24 protein-coding genes, 1 pseudogene and 1 other annotated feature are annotated in these 20,464 nt (G+C 44.5%); of the genes and pseudogenes, 19 read left to right on the plus strand and 6 right to left on the minus strand.

The window, feature by feature from the left end:
• Positions 1–55: 55 nt before the first annotated feature.
• Positions 56–290 (plus strand) — a binding site (T-box leader).
• 94 nt (positions 291–384) lie between these two features.
• The 4 genes and pseudogenes from BK126_RS18205 (at position 385) to BK126_RS29905 (ending at position 3,824) form a co-directional block, all read left to right on the plus strand.
• Positions 385–1,950 carry a 2-isopropylmalate synthase gene (locus BK126_RS18205; RefSeq protein WP_076313954.1) on the plus strand — a complete coding sequence of 522 codons (1,566 nt, stop codon included), beginning with the start codon at positions 385–387 and terminating at the stop codon, positions 1,948–1,950.
• Positions 1,947–2,813: an NAD-dependent epimerase/dehydratase family protein gene (locus tag BK126_RS18210; protein WP_076313955.1), complete on the plus strand. Its 867-nt coding sequence runs from the start codon at positions 1,947–1,949 to the stop codon at positions 2,811–2,813. The genes BK126_RS18205 and BK126_RS18210 overlap by 4 nt, the downstream gene beginning before the upstream one ends.
• 168 nt (positions 2,814–2,981) lie before the next feature.
• A pseudogene (locus tag BK126_RS29900) lies at positions 2,982–3,068 on the plus strand (HTH domain-containing protein); the annotation flags it as partial.
• A 153-nt stretch (positions 3,069–3,221) separates the two neighbouring features.
• Positions 3,222–3,824, plus strand: a complete 603-nt coding sequence (locus BK126_RS29905; protein ID WP_368665074.1) for a helix-turn-helix transcriptional regulator — start codon at positions 3,222–3,224, stop codon at positions 3,822–3,824.
• A gap of 142 nt (positions 3,825–3,966) precedes the next feature.
• Here the strand turns inward: BK126_RS29905 and BK126_RS18220 are convergent, their stop codons facing one another.
• A complete protein-coding gene (locus BK126_RS18220; protein WP_076313956.1) occupies positions 3,967–4,503 on the minus strand; it encodes an NAD(P)H-dependent oxidoreductase in 537 nt (178 codons plus the stop codon).
• 305 nt (positions 4,504–4,808) lie between these two features.
• Between BK126_RS18220 and BK126_RS18225 the strand changes: the two genes are divergently transcribed.
• Entirely contained in the window at positions 4,809–5,108 is a 300-nt protein-coding gene (locus BK126_RS18225; RefSeq protein ID WP_076314114.1) for a winged helix-turn-helix transcriptional regulator, read from the plus strand.
• A gap of 175 nt (positions 5,109–5,283) precedes the next feature.
• Here the strand turns inward: BK126_RS18225 and BK126_RS18230 are convergent, their stop codons facing one another.
• Complete coding sequence (locus tag BK126_RS18230) at positions 5,284–5,940, minus strand: ThuA domain-containing protein (RefSeq protein WP_076313957.1); 657 nt, start codon at positions 5,938–5,940, stop codon at positions 5,284–5,286.
• Between the two features lie 106 nt (positions 5,941–6,046).
• On the opposite strand from BK126_RS18230, the gene sigZ reads away from it, so the two are divergent.
• From sigZ to BK126_RS18255, 5 genes are all read left to right on the plus strand, one after another.
• On the plus strand, positions 6,047–6,607 hold the full coding sequence (gene sigZ, locus BK126_RS18235; RefSeq protein ID WP_076313958.1) for an RNA polymerase sigma factor SigZ: 561 nt from the start codon (positions 6,047–6,049) through the stop codon (positions 6,605–6,607).
• A 144-nt stretch (positions 6,608–6,751) separates the two neighbouring features.
• Entirely contained in the window at positions 6,752–7,375 is a 624-nt protein-coding gene (locus tag BK126_RS18240) for a flavin reductase family protein (protein ID WP_076313959.1), read from the plus strand.
• 162 nt (positions 7,376–7,537) lie between these two features.
• Positions 7,538–8,416 carry a CPBP family glutamic-type intramembrane protease gene (locus BK126_RS18245; RefSeq protein WP_179085565.1) on the plus strand — a complete coding sequence of 293 codons (879 nt, stop codon included), beginning with the start codon at positions 7,538–7,540 and terminating at the stop codon, positions 8,414–8,416.
• Positions 8,417–8,433: 17 nt separating this feature from the next.
• Positions 8,434–9,180: a MerR family transcriptional regulator gene (locus tag BK126_RS18250; RefSeq protein ID WP_076313960.1), complete on the plus strand. Its 747-nt coding sequence runs from the start codon at positions 8,434–8,436 to the stop codon at positions 9,178–9,180.
• Between the two features lie 143 nt (positions 9,181–9,323).
• Positions 9,324–9,809, plus strand: coding sequence for a GNAT family N-acetyltransferase (locus BK126_RS18255; protein ID WP_076313961.1), 486 nt, complete (start codon positions 9,324–9,326; stop codon positions 9,807–9,809).
• A gap of 107 nt (positions 9,810–9,916) precedes the next feature.
• On the opposite strand, the gene BK126_RS18260 is transcribed toward BK126_RS18255, so the two are convergent.
• The 3 genes from BK126_RS18260 to BK126_RS18270 are packed head-to-tail and all read right to left on the minus strand — an operon-like array spanning position 9,917 to position 12,011.
• Positions 9,917–10,516 carry a response regulator transcription factor gene (locus BK126_RS18260; protein WP_076313962.1) on the minus strand — a complete coding sequence of 200 codons (600 nt, stop codon included), beginning with the start codon at positions 10,514–10,516 and terminating at the stop codon, positions 9,917–9,919.
• Positions 10,513–11,616 (minus strand): sensor histidine kinase, encoded by a 1,104-nt coding sequence (locus BK126_RS18265; protein WP_076313963.1) that lies wholly within the window; start codon positions 11,614–11,616, stop codon positions 10,513–10,515. The genes BK126_RS18260 and BK126_RS18265 overlap by 4 nt, the downstream gene beginning before the upstream one ends.
• A 17-nt stretch (positions 11,617–11,633) precedes the next feature.
• Positions 11,634–12,011 carry a hypothetical protein gene (locus tag BK126_RS18270; protein WP_076313964.1) on the minus strand — a complete coding sequence of 126 codons (378 nt, stop codon included), beginning with the start codon at positions 12,009–12,011 and terminating at the stop codon, positions 11,634–11,636.
• A 160-nt stretch (positions 12,012–12,171) separates the two neighbouring features.
• On the opposite strand from BK126_RS18270, the gene BK126_RS18275 reads away from it, so the two are divergent.
• Both BK126_RS18275 and BK126_RS18280 read left to right on the plus strand, forming a co-directional pair.
• On the plus strand, positions 12,172–12,627 hold the full coding sequence (locus tag BK126_RS18275) for a DinB family protein (protein WP_076313965.1): 456 nt from the start codon (positions 12,172–12,174) through the stop codon (positions 12,625–12,627).
• 63 nt (positions 12,628–12,690) lie between these two features.
• Positions 12,691–13,041 (plus strand): winged helix-turn-helix transcriptional regulator, encoded by a 351-nt coding sequence (locus tag BK126_RS18280; RefSeq protein ID WP_076313966.1) that lies wholly within the window; start codon positions 12,691–12,693, stop codon positions 13,039–13,041.
• Positions 13,042–13,062: 21 nt separating this feature from the next.
• On the opposite strand, the gene BK126_RS18285 is transcribed toward BK126_RS18280, so the two are convergent.
• Positions 13,063–13,620: an NAD(P)H-dependent oxidoreductase gene (locus BK126_RS18285; RefSeq protein ID WP_076313967.1), complete on the minus strand. Its 558-nt coding sequence runs from the start codon at positions 13,618–13,620 to the stop codon at positions 13,063–13,065.
• A 365-nt stretch (positions 13,621–13,985) separates the two neighbouring features.
• Between BK126_RS18285 and BK126_RS18290 the strand changes: the two genes are divergently transcribed.
• From BK126_RS18290 to BK126_RS18320, 7 genes are all read left to right on the plus strand, one after another.
• On the plus strand, positions 13,986–14,918 hold the full coding sequence (locus BK126_RS18290) for an ABC transporter ATP-binding protein (protein WP_076313968.1): 933 nt from the start codon (positions 13,986–13,988) through the stop codon (positions 14,916–14,918).
• 20 nt (positions 14,919–14,938) lie between these two features.
• Entirely contained in the window at positions 14,939–16,054 is a 1,116-nt protein-coding gene (locus BK126_RS18295) for an ABC transporter permease (RefSeq protein ID WP_076313969.1), read from the plus strand.
• Entirely contained in the window at positions 16,051–17,148 is a 1,098-nt protein-coding gene (locus BK126_RS18300; RefSeq protein WP_076313970.1) for an ABC transporter permease, read from the plus strand. Before BK126_RS18295 ends, BK126_RS18300 begins: the two co-directional genes overlap by 4 nt.
• 45 nt (positions 17,149–17,193) lie before the next feature.
• Positions 17,194–18,294: a sensor histidine kinase gene (locus BK126_RS18305; protein WP_076313971.1), complete on the plus strand. Its 1,101-nt coding sequence runs from the start codon at positions 17,194–17,196 to the stop codon at positions 18,292–18,294.
• Positions 18,278–18,892: a response regulator transcription factor gene (locus BK126_RS18310; RefSeq protein WP_305954047.1), complete on the plus strand. Its 615-nt coding sequence runs from the start codon at positions 18,278–18,280 to the stop codon at positions 18,890–18,892. The genes BK126_RS18305 and BK126_RS18310 overlap by 17 nt, the downstream gene beginning before the upstream one ends.
• A gap of 10 nt (positions 18,893–18,902) precedes the next feature.
• Positions 18,903–19,172, plus strand: coding sequence for a GyrI-like domain-containing protein (locus BK126_RS18315; protein WP_076313973.1), 270 nt, complete (start codon positions 18,903–18,905; stop codon positions 19,170–19,172).
• 464 nt (positions 19,173–19,636) lie between these two features.
• Entirely contained in the window at positions 19,637–20,434 is a 798-nt protein-coding gene (locus BK126_RS18320) for a C40 family peptidase (RefSeq protein WP_076313974.1), read from the plus strand.
• Positions 20,435–20,464: the final 30 nt, after the last annotated feature.

Consider the following 20,464-nt stretch of genomic DNA (forward strand, 5'->3'; position numbering starts at 1 on the left):
TGACAATTGACAAAGGTTATTCCTATAGATATAATTACCAATAATTTCAAATCATTTAAATGTGCTGATTAGAATTAGTAGAAGCCATGAGACCTTTCAGAGAGCCGTTGGTTGGTGCGAAACGGCAGTGTCGATTGCTTCGAACTCGTCTATGAACAGTTTTCCTGACATGTAGGGGATACCGGGATTCCGCCGTTACAAGGATAGATGGTGTTGGCCATCGAAGGAGTTCATTTCACCCCAGTGTAATGAAATTAGAGTGGTACCGCGGGTTCAACCTCGTCTCTATTGCAGAGACGGGGTTTTTTTGTTGGCGAAATTCCGGGTTTCGCCAACCCCGCTTGATATAGATATTCCATTAGATTAAGAGGAGGAGCTCAACTGATGAAGCGTAACATTATTGTATTAGACACCACTTTACGTGACGGGGAGCAAGTGCCAGGGGCCAAATTGAACATGCAGCAAAAGGTTGAATTTGCACAGCAGCTAAAGCGCCTGAAGGTCGATATTATCGAAGCCGGATTTCCGGCATCTTCCCAAGGGGATTTTCAAGCGGTGAGGGAAATTGCCCGTACGGTGGGAGATAGCGTGTCGGTCACGGCACTTGGCAGGGCAGTAAAAAGTGATATCGATGCCGTCTACGAGAGCATCCGCATCGCGCAGCAGCCGCTCATTCATATCGTGCTGGGGTCCTCGAATATCCATGTGGAGAAGAAATTTAACCGCTCCAAGGAAGCCGTCCTGCAGATGGGCGTAGACGCGGTTCGTTATGCCAAAACCTTGCTGCCGCAGGTACAGTATTCAACCGAAGACGCATCGAGAGCGGACTATGAATATTTGTGGACGACGATCGAATCGGTCGTAAAGGCAGGTGCAACGATCATTAACGTGCCGGATACGGTCGGATATGCGGAACCGGATGAATTCGGCGAGTTGATCCGCAAGCTGAACGAGCGGCTTATGAATCTGAATCCTGAGGTCTTACTTAGTGTGCATTGCCATAATGACTTGGGATTAGCAACTGCCAATACACTAAGTGCAATCAAGAACGGCGCCGGCAAAATCGAATGCACGATCAACGGCTTGGGCGAACGGGCGGGCAATACTTCGCTTGAAGAAGTTGTCATGGCACTCAAGGTTAGAGAAGCGCGTTACCAATGCGGCACGAACATCCAAACCACCGAGCTGCTGCGAACGTCGAGGCTGCTGACTTATTTGACGGGACTGGATGTCCAAGTAAACAAGGCTATCACCGGGGAGAATGCTTTCGCCCATTCCTCGGGTATTCATCAGGATGGCTTGCTGAAGGATAAACAGGTATATGAGATCATGTCACCGGAAGAAGTGGGGGCAGATAGTATGGAGTTGATATTAACGGCTCGATCAGGCCGCCATGCATTCAAGCATGCGGTGCAGCAGCTGGGCTTCGATCCCGGTGAAGGCGAGGAGCTGGAGCAGCTGTTTCAGCGTTTTCTTGAATTGGCTGACGCCAGGAAGGAAGTATATGATCATGATCTGTTCTATTTGGTATCGGAGCATCGAGAGCAATCGGCAAGCAGCCGGCAGCTCTTTGAACTGCTATCGTTCCAAGTCGTAACAAATGATGAGTGTCCAACCGCAGCATTCACGCTGCGCAAAGGCGATTCGGTATTAAAGGGCAGCGCTGTCGGCGATGGTCCCATCGACGCTTTGTTTCGCGGGATAAAAGCACTGGCAGAGCTGGACGTCAGCTTGAAGCACTATAAGATCAACAGCATTTCTAGAGGCACCGAAGCGGTTGGACGGGTCAACATTCAGCTTGAATATGGCGGCAAGACCTATGCCGGCCGCGCGATGGATACTGATATTATCAAAGCCAGCGCTCAGGCGTTCTTGAACGGCATAAACGCGGCGCTGCTGGATACGGTATACGCTCAAGAGGATTCCGCGAGCGGTGAGGTCATGTTATGAAAATATTTGTAGCTGGCGCTGCAGGTGTAATTGGACGGTTGCTTCTACCCAGATTAGTACAGGCTGGACATGAAATCATTGGAATGACCCATAGACCGGAGCGCAAGCCATTTATTCAAGCTGTTGGGGCGAAATCTGTCGTCGTTGATGCATATGAACGGGATGCTATTCTCTCTGTAATTGAGGAAGAACGTCCCGATGTCATCATTCATCAGCTTACTTCGCTTAGCAATTGGGATCTCGAGGAGAATGCCAGGATACGAATAGAAGGGACTAGAAATTTGGTGGATGCAGCCAAGGCTGCAAATGTTAGCCGATTCATTGCACAGAGCATCTCTTGGGCTTATGAGCCAGGTGATCTTCCGGCATCGGAAGAGGTTCCCTTGGATGTTCAGGCACCTTTGCCGCGGAAATCAACTATTGATGGTATTGTTGCACTTGAAGAGGCCGTAGCTGAAGTGCAGAACCACGTAATTCTCCGGTATGGAATGCTCTATGGACCTGGAACCTGGTACGACAAAAAGGGAGTTATGGCAGAAAAAGTGCTGCAAAGGCAGGTCCCTGCAACCGAAGGAATTACTTCCTTCCTGCATGTGGAGGATGCGGCAAATGCAGCTATGCTGGCATTAGAATGGCCTAGCGGCCCGGTAAATATCGTGGATAATGAGCCTGCTGCTGGTATACAGTGGCTGCCAGTTTATGCTGATGCTCTGCAAGCCCCCTCCCCGGAATATCAAGCGAAAATAGACAGGGGGGCGCGCGGGGCATCGAATACCAAAGCGATAAATGAATATGGCTGGGTTCCTAAATACCCGACATGGAGATCCGGATTTGCACAGAGCTTAAGATCACGATCGTATTAAAATCGTGCTAGCGGGGGAAACGACTTCTTTTCTTTTTGATAACGGATTGAAATTGCTCCTCTGAGTAGATCCCTTATAGCCGTGAGGTTTCAAAGCGAAGTATTTTTCGTAAAAGTTTTAATTAATAGAAGCACCCTGACATAATGTTGTCAGGGTGCTTTAGCCAAGCGATTCGAGGTTTCCCTGCGAACGATCTATCGTGACATGGATGCAATTAATCAAGCAGGTATCCCAATTGTGTCTTTCGCCGGATCGGAAGGCGGGTATGAGATTATGCAGGGCTACCGATTGGAAAAGCAGGTATTATCTTTGGAAGATTTCTCATCAATCTGCTCCGCCTTGCGCGGAGTGCGTTCCGCGACGGATCATTTGGAAATCGATCGATTAATTGAAAGAATCGGTGCGTTAATGCCTGGGCAAAAAACAGCCAGAGATCAGACTTATGTGGATCTCGATTTCAAGCCGGCACCAAACGACAAAGCGCACATGGGCCCTATACATCAGGCAATCAAAGATCGTCAATACGTTTCATTCCCATACTTGGATAATAAAGGTGCGGAGACGGAACGTAAGCTGGAACCGATGGGTCTTTTTCTCAAGGGATATACTTGGTATTTGTACGGCTATTGTCTGACGCGAATGGACATCCGCGTATTTCGACTGTCCCGTATAGGAGACCTGAAGATCTTAACAGAACAATTTGTGAGACGAGACATCACGCTGCAAGATGTTGAAGAACAATTTATGAGCAGAGTCGATTTCAAAAAATTGCAGGTGGAACTCATTTTTCAACCCGAGATAAAAACCCGGGTACGTGATGAATTCGGCTTCGACCAAATGATTGTAAGTCCTGATGGAACCTTGTCATTAACCACCTATTTTTCATCAATGGAACGAGCGATTCAGAAAATTATAAGCTACGGATGTATGGTAAAAGTGCTTGAGCCCCCGGAATTAATTTCGAACATACAGCATCACATTCAGATGATGGCTCAGCTCTATGAGCGATGAGAATGAAGAACCTCCTAAAAGAAGCTGTTAGAATGAACAGCTAATTTTGGAGGTTTTATTTATTGTGAGATGCAAAGTTACGTGAATTGTATGGGATGAAGCAGATAGCCGTATTTAGCGATAATGTCCAATTGTCTTGAAATTAATGGATAAGGATTTCCATGGGTGCCTTTACGGCTTCAACGTAACTTTCTGCAATATGTTCCAGTTCATCATCGGTAGCTTGCATTACGCTGTATGCAACGAATACCGGAAGAAAGTTACCTTTGCATCTCGTCAGTGTTCTTTCGATTGGCCGCATGAGCTCGCTGATTGTATACTTGTTGTCACCGCCTGACCTGTAGCTTGCTTCCGATCCTCCTGTCGTCGTGGCGATCATGAACTCTTTGTCACGCAGATTGTCTCCCCCTGGACCATAAGCCCAACCGAACGTAAGTACATCGTCGAACCACTTTTTCAACAGCGGCGGACAGCTGTACCAATAAAAAGGGAACTGAAACACAATCCTGTCGTACTGCAGCAGAGTCTGCTGTTCTTTCTCAACATCGATTTGCCAAGTGGGATACTCGAGATACAGGTCGCGGACGTAAATATCCACGTTTTTAAGTTTCTGAATTAAGGCCTTATTGACTCTGGATTGATTTAAATCGGGATGCGCAGTAATCACCATACTATTCATAAGATCATCCTTTTTATCGATTTTGGCAGCATCGCGATCTGCACTCTCTATTATTGGGGAGTAAGAGCATCTTGCAAAGTACGCTCTTTTTTCATACTAAGTTCTGTCGAACATACTGTGGATTTCCTGAAACATTTATTAATAGTATGGAAAAGTGTACTAAGTACGGTGAATGGGTGTACTTTCCAAATTTCCAATACTCTGATAAAGTGGCATTACTAATTAGTTAGTAGTACTTGGAGGCGAAAAGCGTGTATGACGAAATACGAGATCCAGATCATCGAACACAAGGTATTATAGCGATAATGCATGCAATAGGTGGAAAGTGGAAGCCGTTGATTTTGTTTATTTTGCTGCATGATGGGACGAAAAGGTTCGGGGAATTACGCCGACTTCTCCCGAACATTACTCAAGGAATGCTTACGAGTCAGCTCAGGGAGATGGAACAGGATGGACTTATCGTGCGTCAAGCATATCAGGAAATTCCTCCGAAGGTTGAGTACTCGTTATCCGATCATGGCAAGACACTAAGCTCGGTGTTAAACGATATGTGCAAATGGGGCTTCAAGCATATCGAATTTACGAAACAACCGGAAAACGATTGAATAACATAGGGAAGCGGATATATATCCGTTTCATATCTTTAAGCAAACAGGCGCATGCACTTACTTACGAAAGCCTCGTTTTAAGATAATAACACAAAAGGCAGCGTAGCTAGGACAACTGCCTTGTGTGTATGAATATGACGAACATTTAAGGAGAACAAGCTTCTAAGCCATATTAAGTAGCCGTCGTAACCGGCCGGCTTCCTGCTGTATACACAACACTGTTGCGGATCAATTGCCGGAAGGGCTCTGGCTCGAATGAGCGAGCGTCATGACCTGGCTGCAGGTAGACAATTTTGCCCAATCCAAAACCATTCTCCCACGCTGCGGGATATCGACGGCCATGATATTCATATTCCAGAAATACCTTCACAGGAGCAAAGGGGTCGAACTCAACGACGTAAGGCTCCTCCGCCATAACAAAATCCGGTACTCCTTCAAGCAAAGGATGTGTCGGTTCTATGCCGTGGTAGCTCAAAATCTGATAAGGTGGATGGGTAATGAATTTCGCCCCTATCATCTGTGCTAATTCAGAGCTCCGCTGAAGGGAGATACCGTTATGAATCACCAGTATGCCTCCCCCTCCTGCAACGAAGGTGATTAACCCTGCGGTTTGTTCGGTTGTCAAGTTCCGCAGCCAGCAGTCCGTATAGGAAATAACGACGTCAAATTCATCTCTCGACAGCTCCTTCAAGGAATCATAATCCTCCGTAACGGTAAGATTAGTGGATTCACCGATAATCTGCACAAGCTGCTGACGAGCCGGCTCTAAAGGATGCCAAACATCCACACCGTTATCACCTATTAGAAGGGCATTGATTCTTTTGTTCATTGTGTTTTCTCTCCTTTTCATGTCTAAATAATTGAAATACACTAATGATGTCGCAGAACATCGTAAAAAGACGCAGTTATGCGAGATTTTTTTTGGAGGAATAATTATGGAGCTGGAGACATTGTGGATGGATTATCATGAGCAAATACGTCACTTTGTTCATAAGAAGATTCGTGAGCATAACGATGCTGAAGACATCGTACAGGACGTATTCATCATGGCTTCTCAAGGCTTAGCGCAGCTTAAGGACGAAGAAAAATGTCGCGCTTGGATTTATCAGATCGCTCGTAACCGAATCGCGGACTATTACCGCAGGCATAGAACGACCGAGGAGCTGACGGACATGGCAGAGCCGGAAAAGGATGAAGCCTGCTATAGCGCCCTGGAGGCGATAGAGGGAATGAAGTCCATCTTACAGAAGATGCCTGACAAATACCGAGAAGCAGTCGAGCTAGCTGACTTAAAGGGAATGCCTCAAAAAGAGCTTAGTGAGTTTCTAGAACTCTCATATTCCGGGACTAAATCAAGAGTTCAGCGGGGCCGTGAGATGATTAAGGCGATGATGACCAGCTGCTGCGAAATTGAAACCGATCGGTACGGCAATATTATCGAGTACCGTGTTGTGAAGGACGAACCTGTGCCGGCAAGAAGAACGACAAGAACTTAATTGCTCCGCTGATAAGATAATTATCCAACTAATGCACCGTGTACAATATCTAAATCTTGCTGTCTTACTCCGAATTTCTATATCCCGTTAAAGGTGTGTGATAAATTAATGAAAAATAGATCTTAGAGGAGATGTGAGTTTGTTATGCATACGGTAATTGAACCCAAAATTCTTTACTTTGGCACCTCAGTCGTACTTATAAGTACGATGAATGAAGACGGAACGTCCAATCTTGCTCCGATGTCCTCTGCCTGGTGGCTCAATCAATCGTGTATGCTCGGTATGAGCAGCAAGTCTCAAACCGTTCAGAATCTGATCCGTGAGCACGAATGTGTGCTTAATCTTCCTTCCATTGACTTGATTCCTTCGATTGATCGGCTCACCCTATTAACAGGACGTAATCCGGTACCCGAATCCAAAGCATTGAGGGGCTATACATATGAAGCCGATAAATTCGGCGTCGCAGGGTTAACCCTGCTTCCGTCGCAACTTGTTCAAGCACCACGTGTGAAAGAATGCCCCGTCCATCTCGAGGCCAAATTTGTGATGATACATCCATTCGAACAACCCAGCTCCCTTGTCGCCATTGAAGTGCATATTGAAAAAGTTCATATCGAAGATTCGCTTCTAATGAATGCGAACTCAAACTATGTCGATCCTTCAAAATGGAATCCAATGATTATGAATTTCTGCGAATATTTCGGTCTGGGCGAGCAACGATCTGCATCAAAATTAGCCCCGGTATTTGGACCTGACTCTGTAGAGTAGTTTTGTAAATAAAGTCCGTACTACACGCATTATCGTGTTATGGTTGAACGGGCAGATTATACGCTAATGCACTAATGCTGTTGGTATATAAGATTCTCTCTTCAATGACTTGACCCTGACGTATACTGTAGGGTTTATAGTCAAGGGAAGGAGGGAATGGACTTGAAAAAAAGGAACACTTCGGAATCAGAAAAAGGCTTGGATTTTAGCAAAGGGCTTACCCTCGAATTACTAGGCTGGCTGTCGATGGTAATCGCGCTATTTACAGCAACGCTCATAGGACGACAGATTGAACAATCGGGTTATCCATATTGGGTTTCGGCAGGGACGAAAGGTATAATTACCTCATTTATCGTGGTTACTGTGGTATTCTGGATACGAAGACGTTACCCTAATCAACTTAAGCTGACACCATTGTCTAGGGTCGGTTTGCTTCATTTGTTAAGTGGGGCAATGCTTCCTTTACTGTTAGTAATATGTGGTTTTATTATAGCTAGTCAATTAAATTGGATTGAGATTGTGGAGTGGCATTTCTCCTATTCACTATTCTTCGGTATCATTCTAAATGTATGTTTTGCTTTTTTATACGAGGCACTGCCCGAGGAATTGACGATGCGGGGGTTGGTATATAGTGGCTTAAGAGTGAAACTCCCTGCCTTTCTGGCCTATGCCGGGCAAATCTTTTTGTTCGTACTTGTGCCTGTCACCGTAAATTTTCTGCAGCAGCTGGTCGGTATGGAGCCTGGCGTTGAAATTAATACTGATTATATCCTTCTGCTAATAGCCTTTGGAACAGTACTGCAGCTGTTGCGAAGTACTACAGGATCTCTATGGGCGTCTATAGGATTTCACCTTAGTTACTTGGAGATATCCAGATTTATGGTCGCGCAGAATGATCTGCGATTATTGACGTATTCCGAACTGCATGAAGGTACAGGCAGCTTGTTTATTTTATTTACGATGGTGATATTGGTGGGAATCTTGATCGTCGGAGCATTCTCTATCTGGCTGAGGACAAATGGAAAGAAAGCAAAACGTTAAAAGGATGGATGTTTAAGTTGTATACAGTCGGACAGTTATCGAACCTGACGAAAATATCGATTCGCACGCTGCATTACTATGAGAAGCTGGGGCTGCTTAATCCGATCCGGGATGAGATTAACCAATATAGACAATACAGCGACCGAGATATTTTGATACTTCAACAGATCGCAATTCTAAAAAGAATGAAATACAAGCTGAGCGAGATTGCGGTGTTTCTAGATCAAAACGGACCTGTGGTTGGTGAGTCATCTCATCATGTTGTGACGGCATGGATGCAGTCCTTAGAAAAACAACTTAAGATTGTAAGAGAGCAAAAGGAAGATTTGAAAAGGGTAGAACAGCTTCTGTTCTCTACCCTCTATTCAATACGTGTTACTGATGAGGTTAATCTCGATGAGATGCTGAACTTTATTAAAGAACTGGATCAACCTAAGGACCTTTCTAGAAGTACACTGCTACAGCAAGTTTTTACGCCGGAAGAGTTGAAGGTTCTGCCAATAGACAAATCGGGGACTGTAGAGATGGAATGGGCGGACATCCTAAAAGAAATTAACAAACACATGCACGAAGCGCCGGATTCCGAGGCCTCTCAGAAGCTGGCTAAGCGAATCAGCGAGTATGCTTCCGTGTTATTTCATGGTGACGAACAACTTGCTGAGAAGTACTGGGAATACATTACTCCGGAAGATGGACAGTCACCACGAGCGTACGGTATGTCTACGGAAGTAATGCGGTATATTGAAAAAATATTAGAGCGGTAGGACTAGAGCTAGCAATCGCTTGGACGATATCTTAGGAAGGGGGCTGTCCCGATTACAGGGATAGGGTAGACGCAATATAAGTTATGGGAAGAAGCGGAAGACCTTACAGCATTCCTTCAGACTAATGATAGGAGATAAAAGCGATGAGGAGATTTGAAATTATAAAAGCTAACTCTGAAGATGGCAAAATAATATCAGCGTTAATAAAAGAGTCCTTTAAGCGACAAGCTGAGTTATTAAACATATCAGAGTCAGAATACCCAAATTATGTTGCTTTCGAGACGGAAGAAATGGCAAGAAATAGAATTGTTAACACGCAAGTGAAAATTTTGTTTGTAGATGCAGAGCCTATAGGTACTATCGGTTCGTATAAGGAAGATGAAGTCGGATATATTGAAAGGTTAGCTATTCTTCCAACATTCCGCGGAAATGATTATGGTAAACGCTTGTTGGAGAAGACAGAAACGGAACTATTCAATAATGGATGTAAGGTGATCCGTTTATCGATTGTTGCAAGTTTTGAAAGATTACAACAATATTATGAGCAACATGGATATCGCTGTAATGAGAAAAAGAGCTATCCATTCTTACCCTTTGAAGTGCAATTTTTAAGTAAAAACATCGAATAGTTGAGGCATTCTAATTCGGAGTGAGGAAGGGGAATGGGCGTTTGCAATCCAAGGGCAGCTGTCAATGTGTAGCTGCTCCTTTCGTTTTTTATACGTTCTTCCGAGGCTCAGATCCAGCCCTTGCTTAGAGCAATGGCAACGGCATCGATCCGATTCTTCGCCTCGAGTTTCTGAAGGATCTCTGAGATGTAGTTACGGATGGTAGCGGGAGACAAATATAATAGCTTGCTGATTTCGCTCACCGAATATCCGTCTCTCAAATAGGATAGAAGCTCTGACTCCCGATTCGTTAAAGGATTCACTTCTTCGCTCATGGAGAAGGTGAGGAGAGGACTGAATACGCGACTGCCCTTATAAATTTTGCGCAAAGATACGGCAAGTTCCGATACGGGAGCATCCTTTAGGAAATAACCCATCACTCCAGCTTGAACCGCTCGCTGATAATATCCGCTTTTGGCAAAAGTCGTCACGATGGCGATCCGGCATTTACTGCTCTCTGCCATAAGCTGTTCAGCTACGTCGAGTCCGCTTAATAGCGGCATTTCAATATCTAGTACGGCAATATCCGGCGACAGCTTTCGGATCAGCTGCAAAGCTAGCTCGCCATTGTCGGCTTCTCCGACGATTTCGATGTCCGGTTCCATACCGAGGAGCCGGCTGATGGCGCTTCTTAACATTCCTTGGTCCTCTGCAATGACAATCTTCACCCTGTTTCCTCCTTGGCCCGCGTTCGGTGATGAGGTATGGTAATCGTCACTTTCGTGCGATTCTCAGCATCAGAATCCAGTTCCAGCGTTCCTCCTATTAAAGATAACCGTTCCTTCATGCCCAGCAGACCGGCACCCCATTTCCGCGTTTGGTTCTGACCCTTCGCTATGCCGATCCCATTGTCACAAGTGAGTAACAAATAGCGTTCCTTATCTTCCAGGAGCTGAATGGAACATTTTCCTGCCCCGCTATGTTTGACGACATTGGTTATACATTCCCGCAAGCACATGCCAAGAACATTCTGAACAATAGGCATCATTCTTTCCGCGTCCATCCGTATGTGCGTTTCTGCCTCAATGCCGGCAGTTTGAAGAATATGCACAGCACGATGAAACTCATCTCGGATATCGATGGATTGCATATCATTAACCATTTCCCGGACCTGCAGCAAGGCCGTTCTAGAGATCCGCTGGATATCACCGACTTCAATAATAGCCTCATCGGGACTAGATCGAATAAGTCTCTCCACCAGCTCGCTCTTTACAGTAATCATGGAGAACGTCTGGCCAAGCGTATCGTGCAAATCTCTTGCAATGCGTGCTCTCTCCGCATATTTCACATTTTCTGCGCTGGCATGATAAAGCTTCATCTGCATCTCGTAAGAGACTTGGTACAGTTTGGACACATAGGGAAGGACAATCAAAGCGATAGAGATGGGCAGCCATTCGAACCGAAGAGGTTCGCCGGACAGGTAAGCGGACAGGCAGACCGCGATTGTAAAGCAGCCTGCCATGAAACCGACCAGCCAGGAAATTCTGCGATACGAGACAAGCATCGACATGGCTAAGGAAGGGTAAAAGCCGAAGCTCATATGCCAAGGAGTATGAACAAGGATGAAGTAGGAAACGACAATAAGCTGAATGCAGATATTCATCTCACGGTGCTTCGTATATAGCAGGCTCCTCCAATAACAGAAGGCAAGCAGCAAAAATAGGAATTTATCCAGCCATGCTTCTTGAAGCGGTGTGAAACCATATAAATAGACTGCCGGTATAATCAGAGGTACGAAGGCAAGCCATTTTCTTGAAATCGTATTCATAACACGTTCCTATCGTTTTAATTTGGAGAGCGCCGGTTAGTAAGCCAGGTTGGAATCCACGCAATCGACAGGGAGGCTGTTAGCGCATGAAGCGTGTTTGCAATCCCTGCAATATTGGGTTCAGATGGATAAGCCCAGTCATACAGCGATAGAAGTAGTGCCACCAGAACGGTGACTAGCCCATAGTAGAACCTTGGTTTAGAAGTCCTATCCTGGATCTTGTTATAAATAAAGGCGCCTATTACATTGACGACGATTGACGCAATCATGATTGAGAAGGGATTCAGCTGTTCAAACCGAAGATCCAGCAGCGCACACAAGACATAATATAGAATAATACACATGATCCCGGAAAGGAATCCTACACTTATACCAACCTTAAAGATTCTGTTCATTTCGTCACCCACTTCATAAGGTTTTGATTACAACCTTAGTGTATCAGCGTCAAAAATCGGTTAGTAGTTATAAATATCATTTTTTGAATCAGCCCTAGACAGCCAGCGGATTATACCCGAATATAATAACATATATAACTGACGCAAAGGAGAGATCGTTTTGGAGAAGAGTTCTATCGACCGACTTGAAGGGTTTGTCCAAGCAATTCCCGCAATAATCGAACAATTGGGCTGTGAGCATATGAGGGTTCCACGGTCCGAAGGGAAATGGTCCAGACTGCAAATCCTGGGTCATCTGTGCGATTCGGCCATTCATAATTTGATTCGATTCATTGACGCCCAGCATACATCGGGAAGATATACGGTAACTTCATATAACCAAGATGCTTGGGTTTCGGCGCAACGATATGAAACGGCTTCGGTGGAGGAGGTCCTGGCGCTCTGGGAGAGTGTAAATCTCTCTATTCTTAGAGTCGTTTCCTCTATCCCTGAAGAATCGTTATCTTCAAGTCAGGTGCTGCTGCCGGATGGGGAGATCCGAACCTTGTTGTGGCTAGTGGATGATTATGTCGAGCATATGAATCATCATCTCCGGCAAATTCTCCATGTCGACTGATTCTGAGATGATAAGGATTCAGGAAGTTTAATATAAAAAAACAACAAAGGAAGTGTGATCTTTATGGATGTAAATCGTGGAACCTGTGTTCCGCATGGGGTGAATCAGAAAGAAACGGGGTTCGGTTATACGCTGTCCGTTATTGGTGGCAAGTATAAAATGACCATTCTATATTGTCTGGCCGAACACAATGTTCTGCGCCCCAATGAAATGTTGCGTAAAATTAACGGCATTCCTTTCAAGACGTTAAGTATGATGCTAAAAGAGCTCGAAGCGGACGGCTTGATTCTCCGCAAAGATTATGCCCAAATTCCCCCGAAGGTTGAATATTCCTTATCGGAACTAGGGCAATCGATCATTCCAATTTTACATATGATGTGTGAGTGGGGAGAGAAAAACAGGAGGCTTGATTAAACCTCCTGAAGAGTGTATGCCTTACAGAGTGTCTATAAAGCGAAGATATTCATGTGCTCTCACTTCCAATAGGTTGGTCGTCGGTCTATTGTCTTCGACTGTTGACGCTTCGTCGCCCTCCTTACCATAAACAGCAAAGAACGAGCGGTAGTCTGAATTGCAGTAGTGGAACGTTGTTTCAAATGGTGCTAGCAGTTGCTCTAACGAATATTTGTATTTCCCGTCAGAACTATATTCCTCTCGTCTTATCCCGGTTGACACGGCTAGAGCGACTTTTCGATGTTTCATTTGGTTACCGCTGCTTGAACCATAGCCCCAGCCGTAAGTCAATACATCATCAAGCCATTTTTTCAACAGTGGCGGGCAATTGAACCAGAAGATCGGGAACTGAAATACTAGATTTGCATGCGATTCTACCAATCTCTGTTCGCTCCTTACATCAATGTTACCGTCGGGGTATGTCTTGTACAAATCATGGACGGTATACTTCTCCGGAAACTTATTTAATTCTTCTACCAGCCGTTTATTAATCGTTGACGTTTCTAAGTTTGGGTGCGTTACAATCACCAGGGTTTTCATGTGACCCCTCCTTTATTCATGAGTATAATGGCGATTGCCTCAAATTATAAGTACGCACATTTTTTTCAGGTACTTACCAAAAGGTAACCGGCGGCTTTACAATAACTGATAAAAATAGGAGGACTCCGGCCAGAGTTCAGCTTATTATGCTCAACAGCGTTAAGGAGCAGAAGAACTTTGCGCCGCAAATAAGTCGCGGATATCGCGGCTTTTTTGTTGTGTTTAATAAAACCGAATTACTGATTTATAAGCAGATATGACAATTGTCATGTCAATTCATTCCTCTGTTCACTGTGAGCACGTTCTTTACAAGAGTAAGATGATTTCAGATACAAATAAGAACAGAACAGTGAGGAGTAAGAGGGATGATCATAGAAGTAAAAAATCTGATTAAGCGTTATAACGATTTTTTGGCACTGGACCATATCAGTTTTTCGATAAGGGAAGGGGAAATCTTTGGTTTGCTGGGTCCCAATGGAGCAGGCAAATCGACGACGATCAGCATCCTTTCAGGATTGACAGGATTTGACGGCGGAGAGGTTCTATTTCTGGGGAAAAAAATCGGCAGAAATGAGATGGAGGCCAAACGTGAGCTGGGGATTGTCCCCCAGGATATTGCCTTGTTTGAGGATTTGACCGCACAGGAGAATTTGGACTATTTCGGACGCTTATATGGACTGAAGGGTAAACTTCTTAAGGAGCGGATCAATGAGGCGCTGGCATTCACAGGCCTTACGGAACGGAGAAAAGACCGGCCAAAGGGTTTCTCGGGCGGGATGAAAAGAAGGCTCAATATCGCCTGCGCGATCCTGCACCACCCCAAATTAATCATTATGGATGAGCCAACGGTAGGCATTGATCCCCAATCAAGGAATCACATCATGGAATCGATCAAAGAACTGAACCGTATGGGTTCGACGATCATATACACCTCGCATTATATGGAAGAGGTCGAAGAGATTTGTACGAAAATTGCTGTTGTAGACCGTGGACGGGTCATTGCTCAAGGTACAAAGGAAGAACTGAAATCACTTGTATCATCGGAAGAAAAGATCACGATCGAGTTGTCTTCCGTTAATTTCACCATGGTAGAGGGCATCAAAAAAATCGAGAGCATCAGCGAATGCGTTGTAAACGGAAACCGCTTAGATGTAGTAGGCAGGAAAGGTGAAAATAATGTTAACCGCATCATACAGGTCATCTCCGAGTCGGAAGCCGATATTTTGTCCTTAAATGTTGAAAAACCAAGCCTGGAGGCCGTTTTCTTGACGCTGACCGGCAGGTCGCTCCGAGATTAATCAAGAGAGGAGGGAACGGAATGAAAGTTTGGACAATTGCTTATTATACCGCTTTGCGTCATGTGCGTGATGTTAAAGCGATGGCTGCCTTTCTGCTGCTGCCGCTGATCATGATGCTGCTGCTCGGCACGATGCAAAGCAGCAAATTTACGCCAACCAAGGTAGAGCCCGTGAATGTGGGGTTCCTGAACAAAGACGAGGGTAGAGTAGGTGTCGAACTCGAAAAGTATCTGCTTTCTCAGAAGGTCCAGGGACTGGTTCAACTGATTCCCGTTTCGGATATTGCCGAAGGAAACGAATTTATGAATACGGGTAAAATCAACAGCTTGATCCATGTGCCGACTCATCTGTCCCATCAGCTCTTGGATGGAGATGAGGTACAGGTGGAATTTTACGGTAAAGAGGATCACCCCTTCATTCAGCCTATCGTTGAAAGCTTTATCCGAACGCAAAATTTACGAGTAGTCGCAGATCATGCAGGGAATCCGGCCGCAGGGACAGAGAGCGAATCGAGCATTCGTGAGGTGAAGCTGGAAACGGAAGGGAAAATACCGACAGGCGTAGATTATTATGCTGTTACGACCATGTTCCAATTCCTGCTGCTTGGCGCATTGTTTGGCGTGTTTGCCGTAACGAAGGATATCGGCAATCATACTTACTCGAGATTTTTAGCCGCCCCTGTATATGGCAGTCGGATAACGTTAGGCAAGCTGTTGGGTAGTTTGATCACGCTGTACGGGATTTCAATGTTTCTATTTCTAGTATCCAAATATGTCTTCCGTGCGAATTGGGATACAAGTTTATGGATGATTATGCTGGTTCTGCTCTTGTTCGCAGCCATTTCGGTCTCGTTGGGGATGATCATGGCGTATTTAACCAAAAGCACGTTGATTTCTTCGCTCTCGCTCTTTATACTTTCGTTCGTATTTACGCTGATCTCCGGCGGCATTACGCCGATTGATGGAGCCGTATTTGATACGCTGAGCCGATTTGCGCCTAATTCATATGGTCAAAAAATACTGTTTGGCAGCATATATGATGGAACCTTCATGTCATCAGCCATGCTCGGGTTGGCCTTGTACACGGGGATAACGATCATACTGGCCATGGTTTCTGGAAGGAGGAGAGTAGCTTGAGCATCTTCAAACATACGATAAAACGAATCTTCCGGAATAAGATTCAGCTGATCTTCATTATTCTATTTCCGCTTGCTTACATGTCGCTTGGGTTAATAGACGATCAGCGGCCGCTCAAAGCGGCAATCATCGATCATGATCAAACGGAATTAACAGAGCACCTTATTCAAGGCTTGGAGACAATGGCCGTGATGAAAGCCGTGAAGGAGGAGGATATCGAACGTGAACTAAAAGATTTGAAGGTTGATTACGTTCTTGTGATCGATCATGGGTTTACAGAGCGTCTCATCCAAGGGGAGAACGGCGGGCTAAGTGAGTACTCCGTTAAGGAGTCGAATCTGTCGCAGCCGCTAAGCATCTATTTGAGACAGTGGGCAGATCAAGTTGGGATGATCGCTGCTGTCGCCGGACATCAATCCGATGCCTTCTATACTTCTTACAAGCAATATGAGGAGCATACTCCTCTCAAGCTGGATAATCGTCCTATTGAAAATCAGCAAGAGGACAAGTCGCGCAAGGTACTCGGTTTTCTTGTCATCCCTATGCTGTATACGTCATTAATTGCAGGCCTGCAGATTATATCCAACCGAAATAATCATACGCTGTACCGGACACTAGCCGCGCCAGTCCGCATTCGCAGCTATATGCTCCAAATGATCGGCAGCTTTTTATTTGTGGCCGTCATTCAACTCACCTTTGCCATGCTTGTGTTGAAATGGGGCTATCAGGTTCCGATGAATGATTCAGAATGGGGGATATATGCACTCCTGATCTTGTTTTCGGTGGCTGCTGTCTCTTTCGGAGTGGCCGTCAGTTCCATCTCGAAATCAATCCTTCAAGCCTGTCTGATTGGCATTTGCCTTATTGAACCAATATCCATGCTTGGCGGGGCATACGGCCCGCTGGACTGGGCTCCAGATGTTGTCAGAACTATAAGCCAATTTACCCCGGTGTATTGGGTAATGGACGGTATTGATCAGCTTCTGCGCGGCCAGTCCCTTCTTGGACTTGGTAAAGAGGCGGTCATGATCATTCTGTTCGCGATTATCTTCTTCCTATTCGGGACTATAAGGAAAACAGATATCGCCAAATAGGATCATTTGATATACTGTGTCCAAAAGCGCATGGAAAGGTCTGACATGAACTATATTGTAAAAACCGTTTTTTTCGGATTTCTAATCATCGAGTTGATCTTGGGAGGAAATATTCCCTATGAACAGCTCGTGATGGTTATGATTGCAATTGTTCTTCAGCTCGTAAAGGAACGATATTACGATTCCATTTGGTTAACCATCGCAATGCTGCTGCTTACTTGTGCAGGCGTTGCGATGGACTTTCATTTCTCAATATGGTTTGCGATCGTTTTCTACGATTTTATGTTAAAAAAAGGATGGGGCGGGCCGTTGGCCACACTAATATGTGTCGTCATTTTTCTAGCCTATGCACCGCAATTTTATTGGCTGGTTGCATTCATCTCCCTATCCGGTATGCTGGCTTATCAGATCCGGAGGAAAAGGGAAGAGGCAAGTCATTTTACTCTAACACTTGATAATGAGCGGAGATTACGTTACGAATTGGAGCAGGCAAAGGCCCAGCTGCTGCATGCTTCTAAAGAAATTGCCGGAATCACCGAGGTGAAAGAGCGCAACCGGATCGCACGCGAAATCCATGACAGCGTTGGCCATAATCTGGCGGGGATTTTTATTCAACTGCAGGCAGCCCAAAAAATTCATGCCAAAGATGAGAACAAGGCGATGAGCATTGTCAAAGCATCCATCGATGGTCTGGCTAATACGATTGAAGTGCTCAGAGATACTGTACATAATATCAAGCCTCGGGAAAGCCTCGGAGCAGATTACTTTCAGGAAATTATTAAAAACTATCAATTTTGTCCCGTCGATCTGCAATTGAGCGGGGACTTCAATAGTGTACCGTCTGCACACTTTGAGCTTCTAAGTGCCACGATCAAGGAAGCATTGACCAATACAGCACGATATTCCCAAGCGACGAAGGTAGAAATAAAAATTGATGTAAATATGAACTATACCCGATTGTACGTTAAGGATAACGGAATCGGCAGTGTAAACATTAAGGAAGGGTTAGGACTAAGCGGGATGAAGGAACGTACCCGTAATTTGGGCGGAAGCTTCAGTTATCACTCGCTAGACGGATTTATGATCGTATGTGTTATTCCAAGGCAGAGGGGCGGGGAAATGCTTGAAGGTGCTTATCGTGGATGACGATGCATTAATTCGGGATGGACTCAAAATTTTGATTGAAATGGAAGACGATTTCGAAGTAATCGGTACAGCGGCCAACGGGCAGGAAGCTTTTGAGATGTGTCAGCTGAACAGGCCGGATTTGGTGTTGATGGATATACGCATGCCTGTTATGGACGGCGTTCAGGGAACTCAACTGATCAAACGTCATTTTCAGAATATGAAGGTTGTTCTTTTGACGACGTTTAAAGATGACGAATACATTAAAGAAGCTGTGAAATCCGGAGCGGAAGGGTACATATTGAAGAATCAGTCCTCTGACAGCATAATTGAAAGCCTTCGTGCAGTAGGAAAAGGAAACACCGTATTTGAGAAAGAAGTTGCCCAAGCCTTATCCGGCTTACTGAAAGAAGTTAAGAAGCCTGTATCAACGGTAGGCTTGAATCCACGTGAACTGGAAGTGCTGGAGTTAATTTCCAATGGACACTCCAATAAGGAGATTGCTGAGCTCTTATTCCTAAGTGAAGGAACCGTGCGAAATTATGTAACCACTCTGCTTGAAAAACTTCAGTTTCGCGACCGCACACAGCTGGCTATATTTTATCTTAAGCATCATTAGACTTAGACATATGGCGAATCTAGAAAAAGGGACTTTCCTTTACTTTGTCGGTGGATTAACCAAATCAACGAATAGAAGTGTAAGTGACGATATCGTTAAACAAATTCTTCCTTCTGGCGAATATGTAGTATGTAGAATTGAAGCAGAGTCCTTCGAAGAGCTTGTTACCACCGCATTGAATCAGGCAAATAAATATTTGTTTGAAACATGGCTGAAGAACCATGAAATCGAATACATCCGTTCTCTGCCGAAAAATATGACAAGGAAAATCCAGAAATGAATTGTATGGAAATTTGGGTGCTTCCTTTGTGATATTTTTCTGAAAAAGCACTAATATTCACGATACGCTAGATACTGAAATAGTTACAAAAAAGTTAAGAAAACAAAACAAACTTTCAGTATTTATATTTGACACTTCAGCATGTGGTAAGTAAATCCAACTAAAAAGATGCTAAATGAAATATAGATATATTGACCTAATATAATTCAGGCTGATATTTGATGTTAATGATATATTTAAATCTGATATTTAGCTAATAATCAGCGTTAGTATATAAAAAAGATATAGTTCATAGATTTATTTTGTAATAGCTGTTGTAGTTATATTCTACTATGTAAAGTGCGGGTGTTTTAAGTCTTAAGTCTGATGAAATTTAGCTATATACTAGAATACAATGAGTTCAGTTTATGGCTTTTGAAGGATTTAAAAATTAACAAACCTATTACATCAGGAGGATCTACAACATGAAGGTTACAAAAATGATACTATCTGGAGCTGTTGCATCTGCATTGCTCTTCGGTTCAGTAAGCCTGCCAGTATTCACAAGCCAAACTTATGCAGCAGCAACAACCAAAGAGGTGCTATACGGAGTTAACCTGCGAGAGAAAGCAAGTACTTCTTCTTCTGTTATTCGATTGCTTAAAAAGGGCGAGACCGTTACCCTGCTAGGCACTTCCGGCTCTAACTGGATTAAAGTTAAGGATACAAAAGGAAACACGGGATATATTTCGTCCTCCTCTAAATATACACAAACCGTAAATGGAAGCAGCTCTTCAAGTAATGAAAGCAGCTCCAGCGAAGGCTCTGTTTCAACTAACAACAGCTCAACGGTAGAGAAAGTCATTTCTGCTGGCATGAAATATCTGGGAACACCTTATGAATACGGTGCATCACGCAGCAGCACAGATACATTTGACTGTTCTTCTTTTGTGAGACAAGCATTCATTGATGGAGCAGGAATTACCCTGCCTTCAGATTCTCGTAAGCAAGGAGCTTACGTCCAAAATAAAGGAAATGCAAAATCCAGTATTTCTTCCTTGAAACGTGGAGATCTGATGTTCTTTATGTCTTATAAAGGGACAAGCAAATCTGCTTATTCCGAAATAAACAAGAGCTCAGCTACAATTACACATGTTGGAATTTATCTTGGTGATGGCAAAATCCTGCAGACTTATTCAGCTGAATCCGGCGGAGTAAGAGTCGACTCCATTGAAGGCAAGCATTGGGAATACCGGTTCCTATTCGGTGGCAGCGCATTGTAATCATGATCGTAACATCCTAGCCTTTTCCTT

The organism is Paenibacillus sp. FSL H7-0326, assembly GCF_001955535.1.
GTDB lineage: Bacteria > Bacillota > Bacilli > Paenibacillales > Paenibacillaceae > Paenibacillus > Paenibacillus shunpengii.

Coding starts and splice junctions, on each gene's coding strand:
- BK126_RS18205 (WP_076313954.1), top strand. CDS start 385: ATGAAGCGTAACATTATTGTATTAGACACCACTTTACGTGACGGGGAG.
- BK126_RS18210 (WP_076313955.1), top strand. CDS start 1,947: ATGAAAATATTTGTAGCTGGCGCTGCAGGTGTAATTGGACGGTTGCTT.
- BK126_RS29905 (WP_368665074.1), top strand. CDS start 3,222: ATGCCTGGGCAAAAAACAGCCAGAGATCAGACTTATGTGGATCTCGAT.
- BK126_RS18220 (WP_076313956.1), bottom strand. CDS start 4,503: ATGAATAGTATGGTGATTACTGCGCATCCCGATTTAAATCAATCCAGA.
- BK126_RS18225 (WP_076314114.1), top strand. CDS start 4,809: ATGCATGCAATAGGTGGAAAGTGGAAGCCGTTGATTTTGTTTATTTTG.
- BK126_RS18230 (WP_076313957.1), bottom strand. CDS start 5,940: ATGAACAAAAGAATCAATGCCCTTCTAATAGGTGATAACGGTGTGGAT.
- sigZ (WP_076313958.1), top strand. CDS start 6,047: ATGGAGCTGGAGACATTGTGGATGGATTATCATGAGCAAATACGTCAC.
- BK126_RS18240 (WP_076313959.1), top strand. CDS start 6,752: ATGCATACGGTAATTGAACCCAAAATTCTTTACTTTGGCACCTCAGTC.
- BK126_RS18255 (WP_076313961.1), top strand. CDS start 9,324: ATGAGGAGATTTGAAATTATAAAAGCTAACTCTGAAGATGGCAAAATA.
- BK126_RS18265 (WP_076313963.1), bottom strand. CDS start 11,616: ATGAATACGATTTCAAGAAAATGGCTTGCCTTCGTACCTCTGATTATA.
- BK126_RS18270 (WP_076313964.1), bottom strand. CDS start 12,011: ATGAACAGAATCTTTAAGGTTGGTATAAGTGTAGGATTCCTTTCCGGG.
- BK126_RS18280 (WP_076313966.1), top strand. CDS start 12,691: ATGGATGTAAATCGTGGAACCTGTGTTCCGCATGGGGTGAATCAGAAA.
- BK126_RS18285 (WP_076313967.1), bottom strand. CDS start 13,620: ATGAAAACCCTGGTGATTGTAACGCACCCAAACTTAGAAACGTCAACG.
- BK126_RS18290 (WP_076313968.1), top strand. CDS start 13,986: ATGATCATAGAAGTAAAAAATCTGATTAAGCGTTATAACGATTTTTTG.
- BK126_RS18295 (WP_076313969.1), top strand. CDS start 14,939: ATGAAAGTTTGGACAATTGCTTATTATACCGCTTTGCGTCATGTGCGT.
- BK126_RS18305 (WP_076313971.1), top strand. CDS start 17,194: ATGAACTATATTGTAAAAACCGTTTTTTTCGGATTTCTAATCATCGAG.
- BK126_RS18315 (WP_076313973.1), top strand. CDS start 18,903: ATGGCGAATCTAGAAAAAGGGACTTTCCTTTACTTTGTCGGTGGATTA.
- BK126_RS18320 (WP_076313974.1), top strand. CDS start 19,637: ATGAAGGTTACAAAAATGATACTATCTGGAGCTGTTGCATCTGCATTG.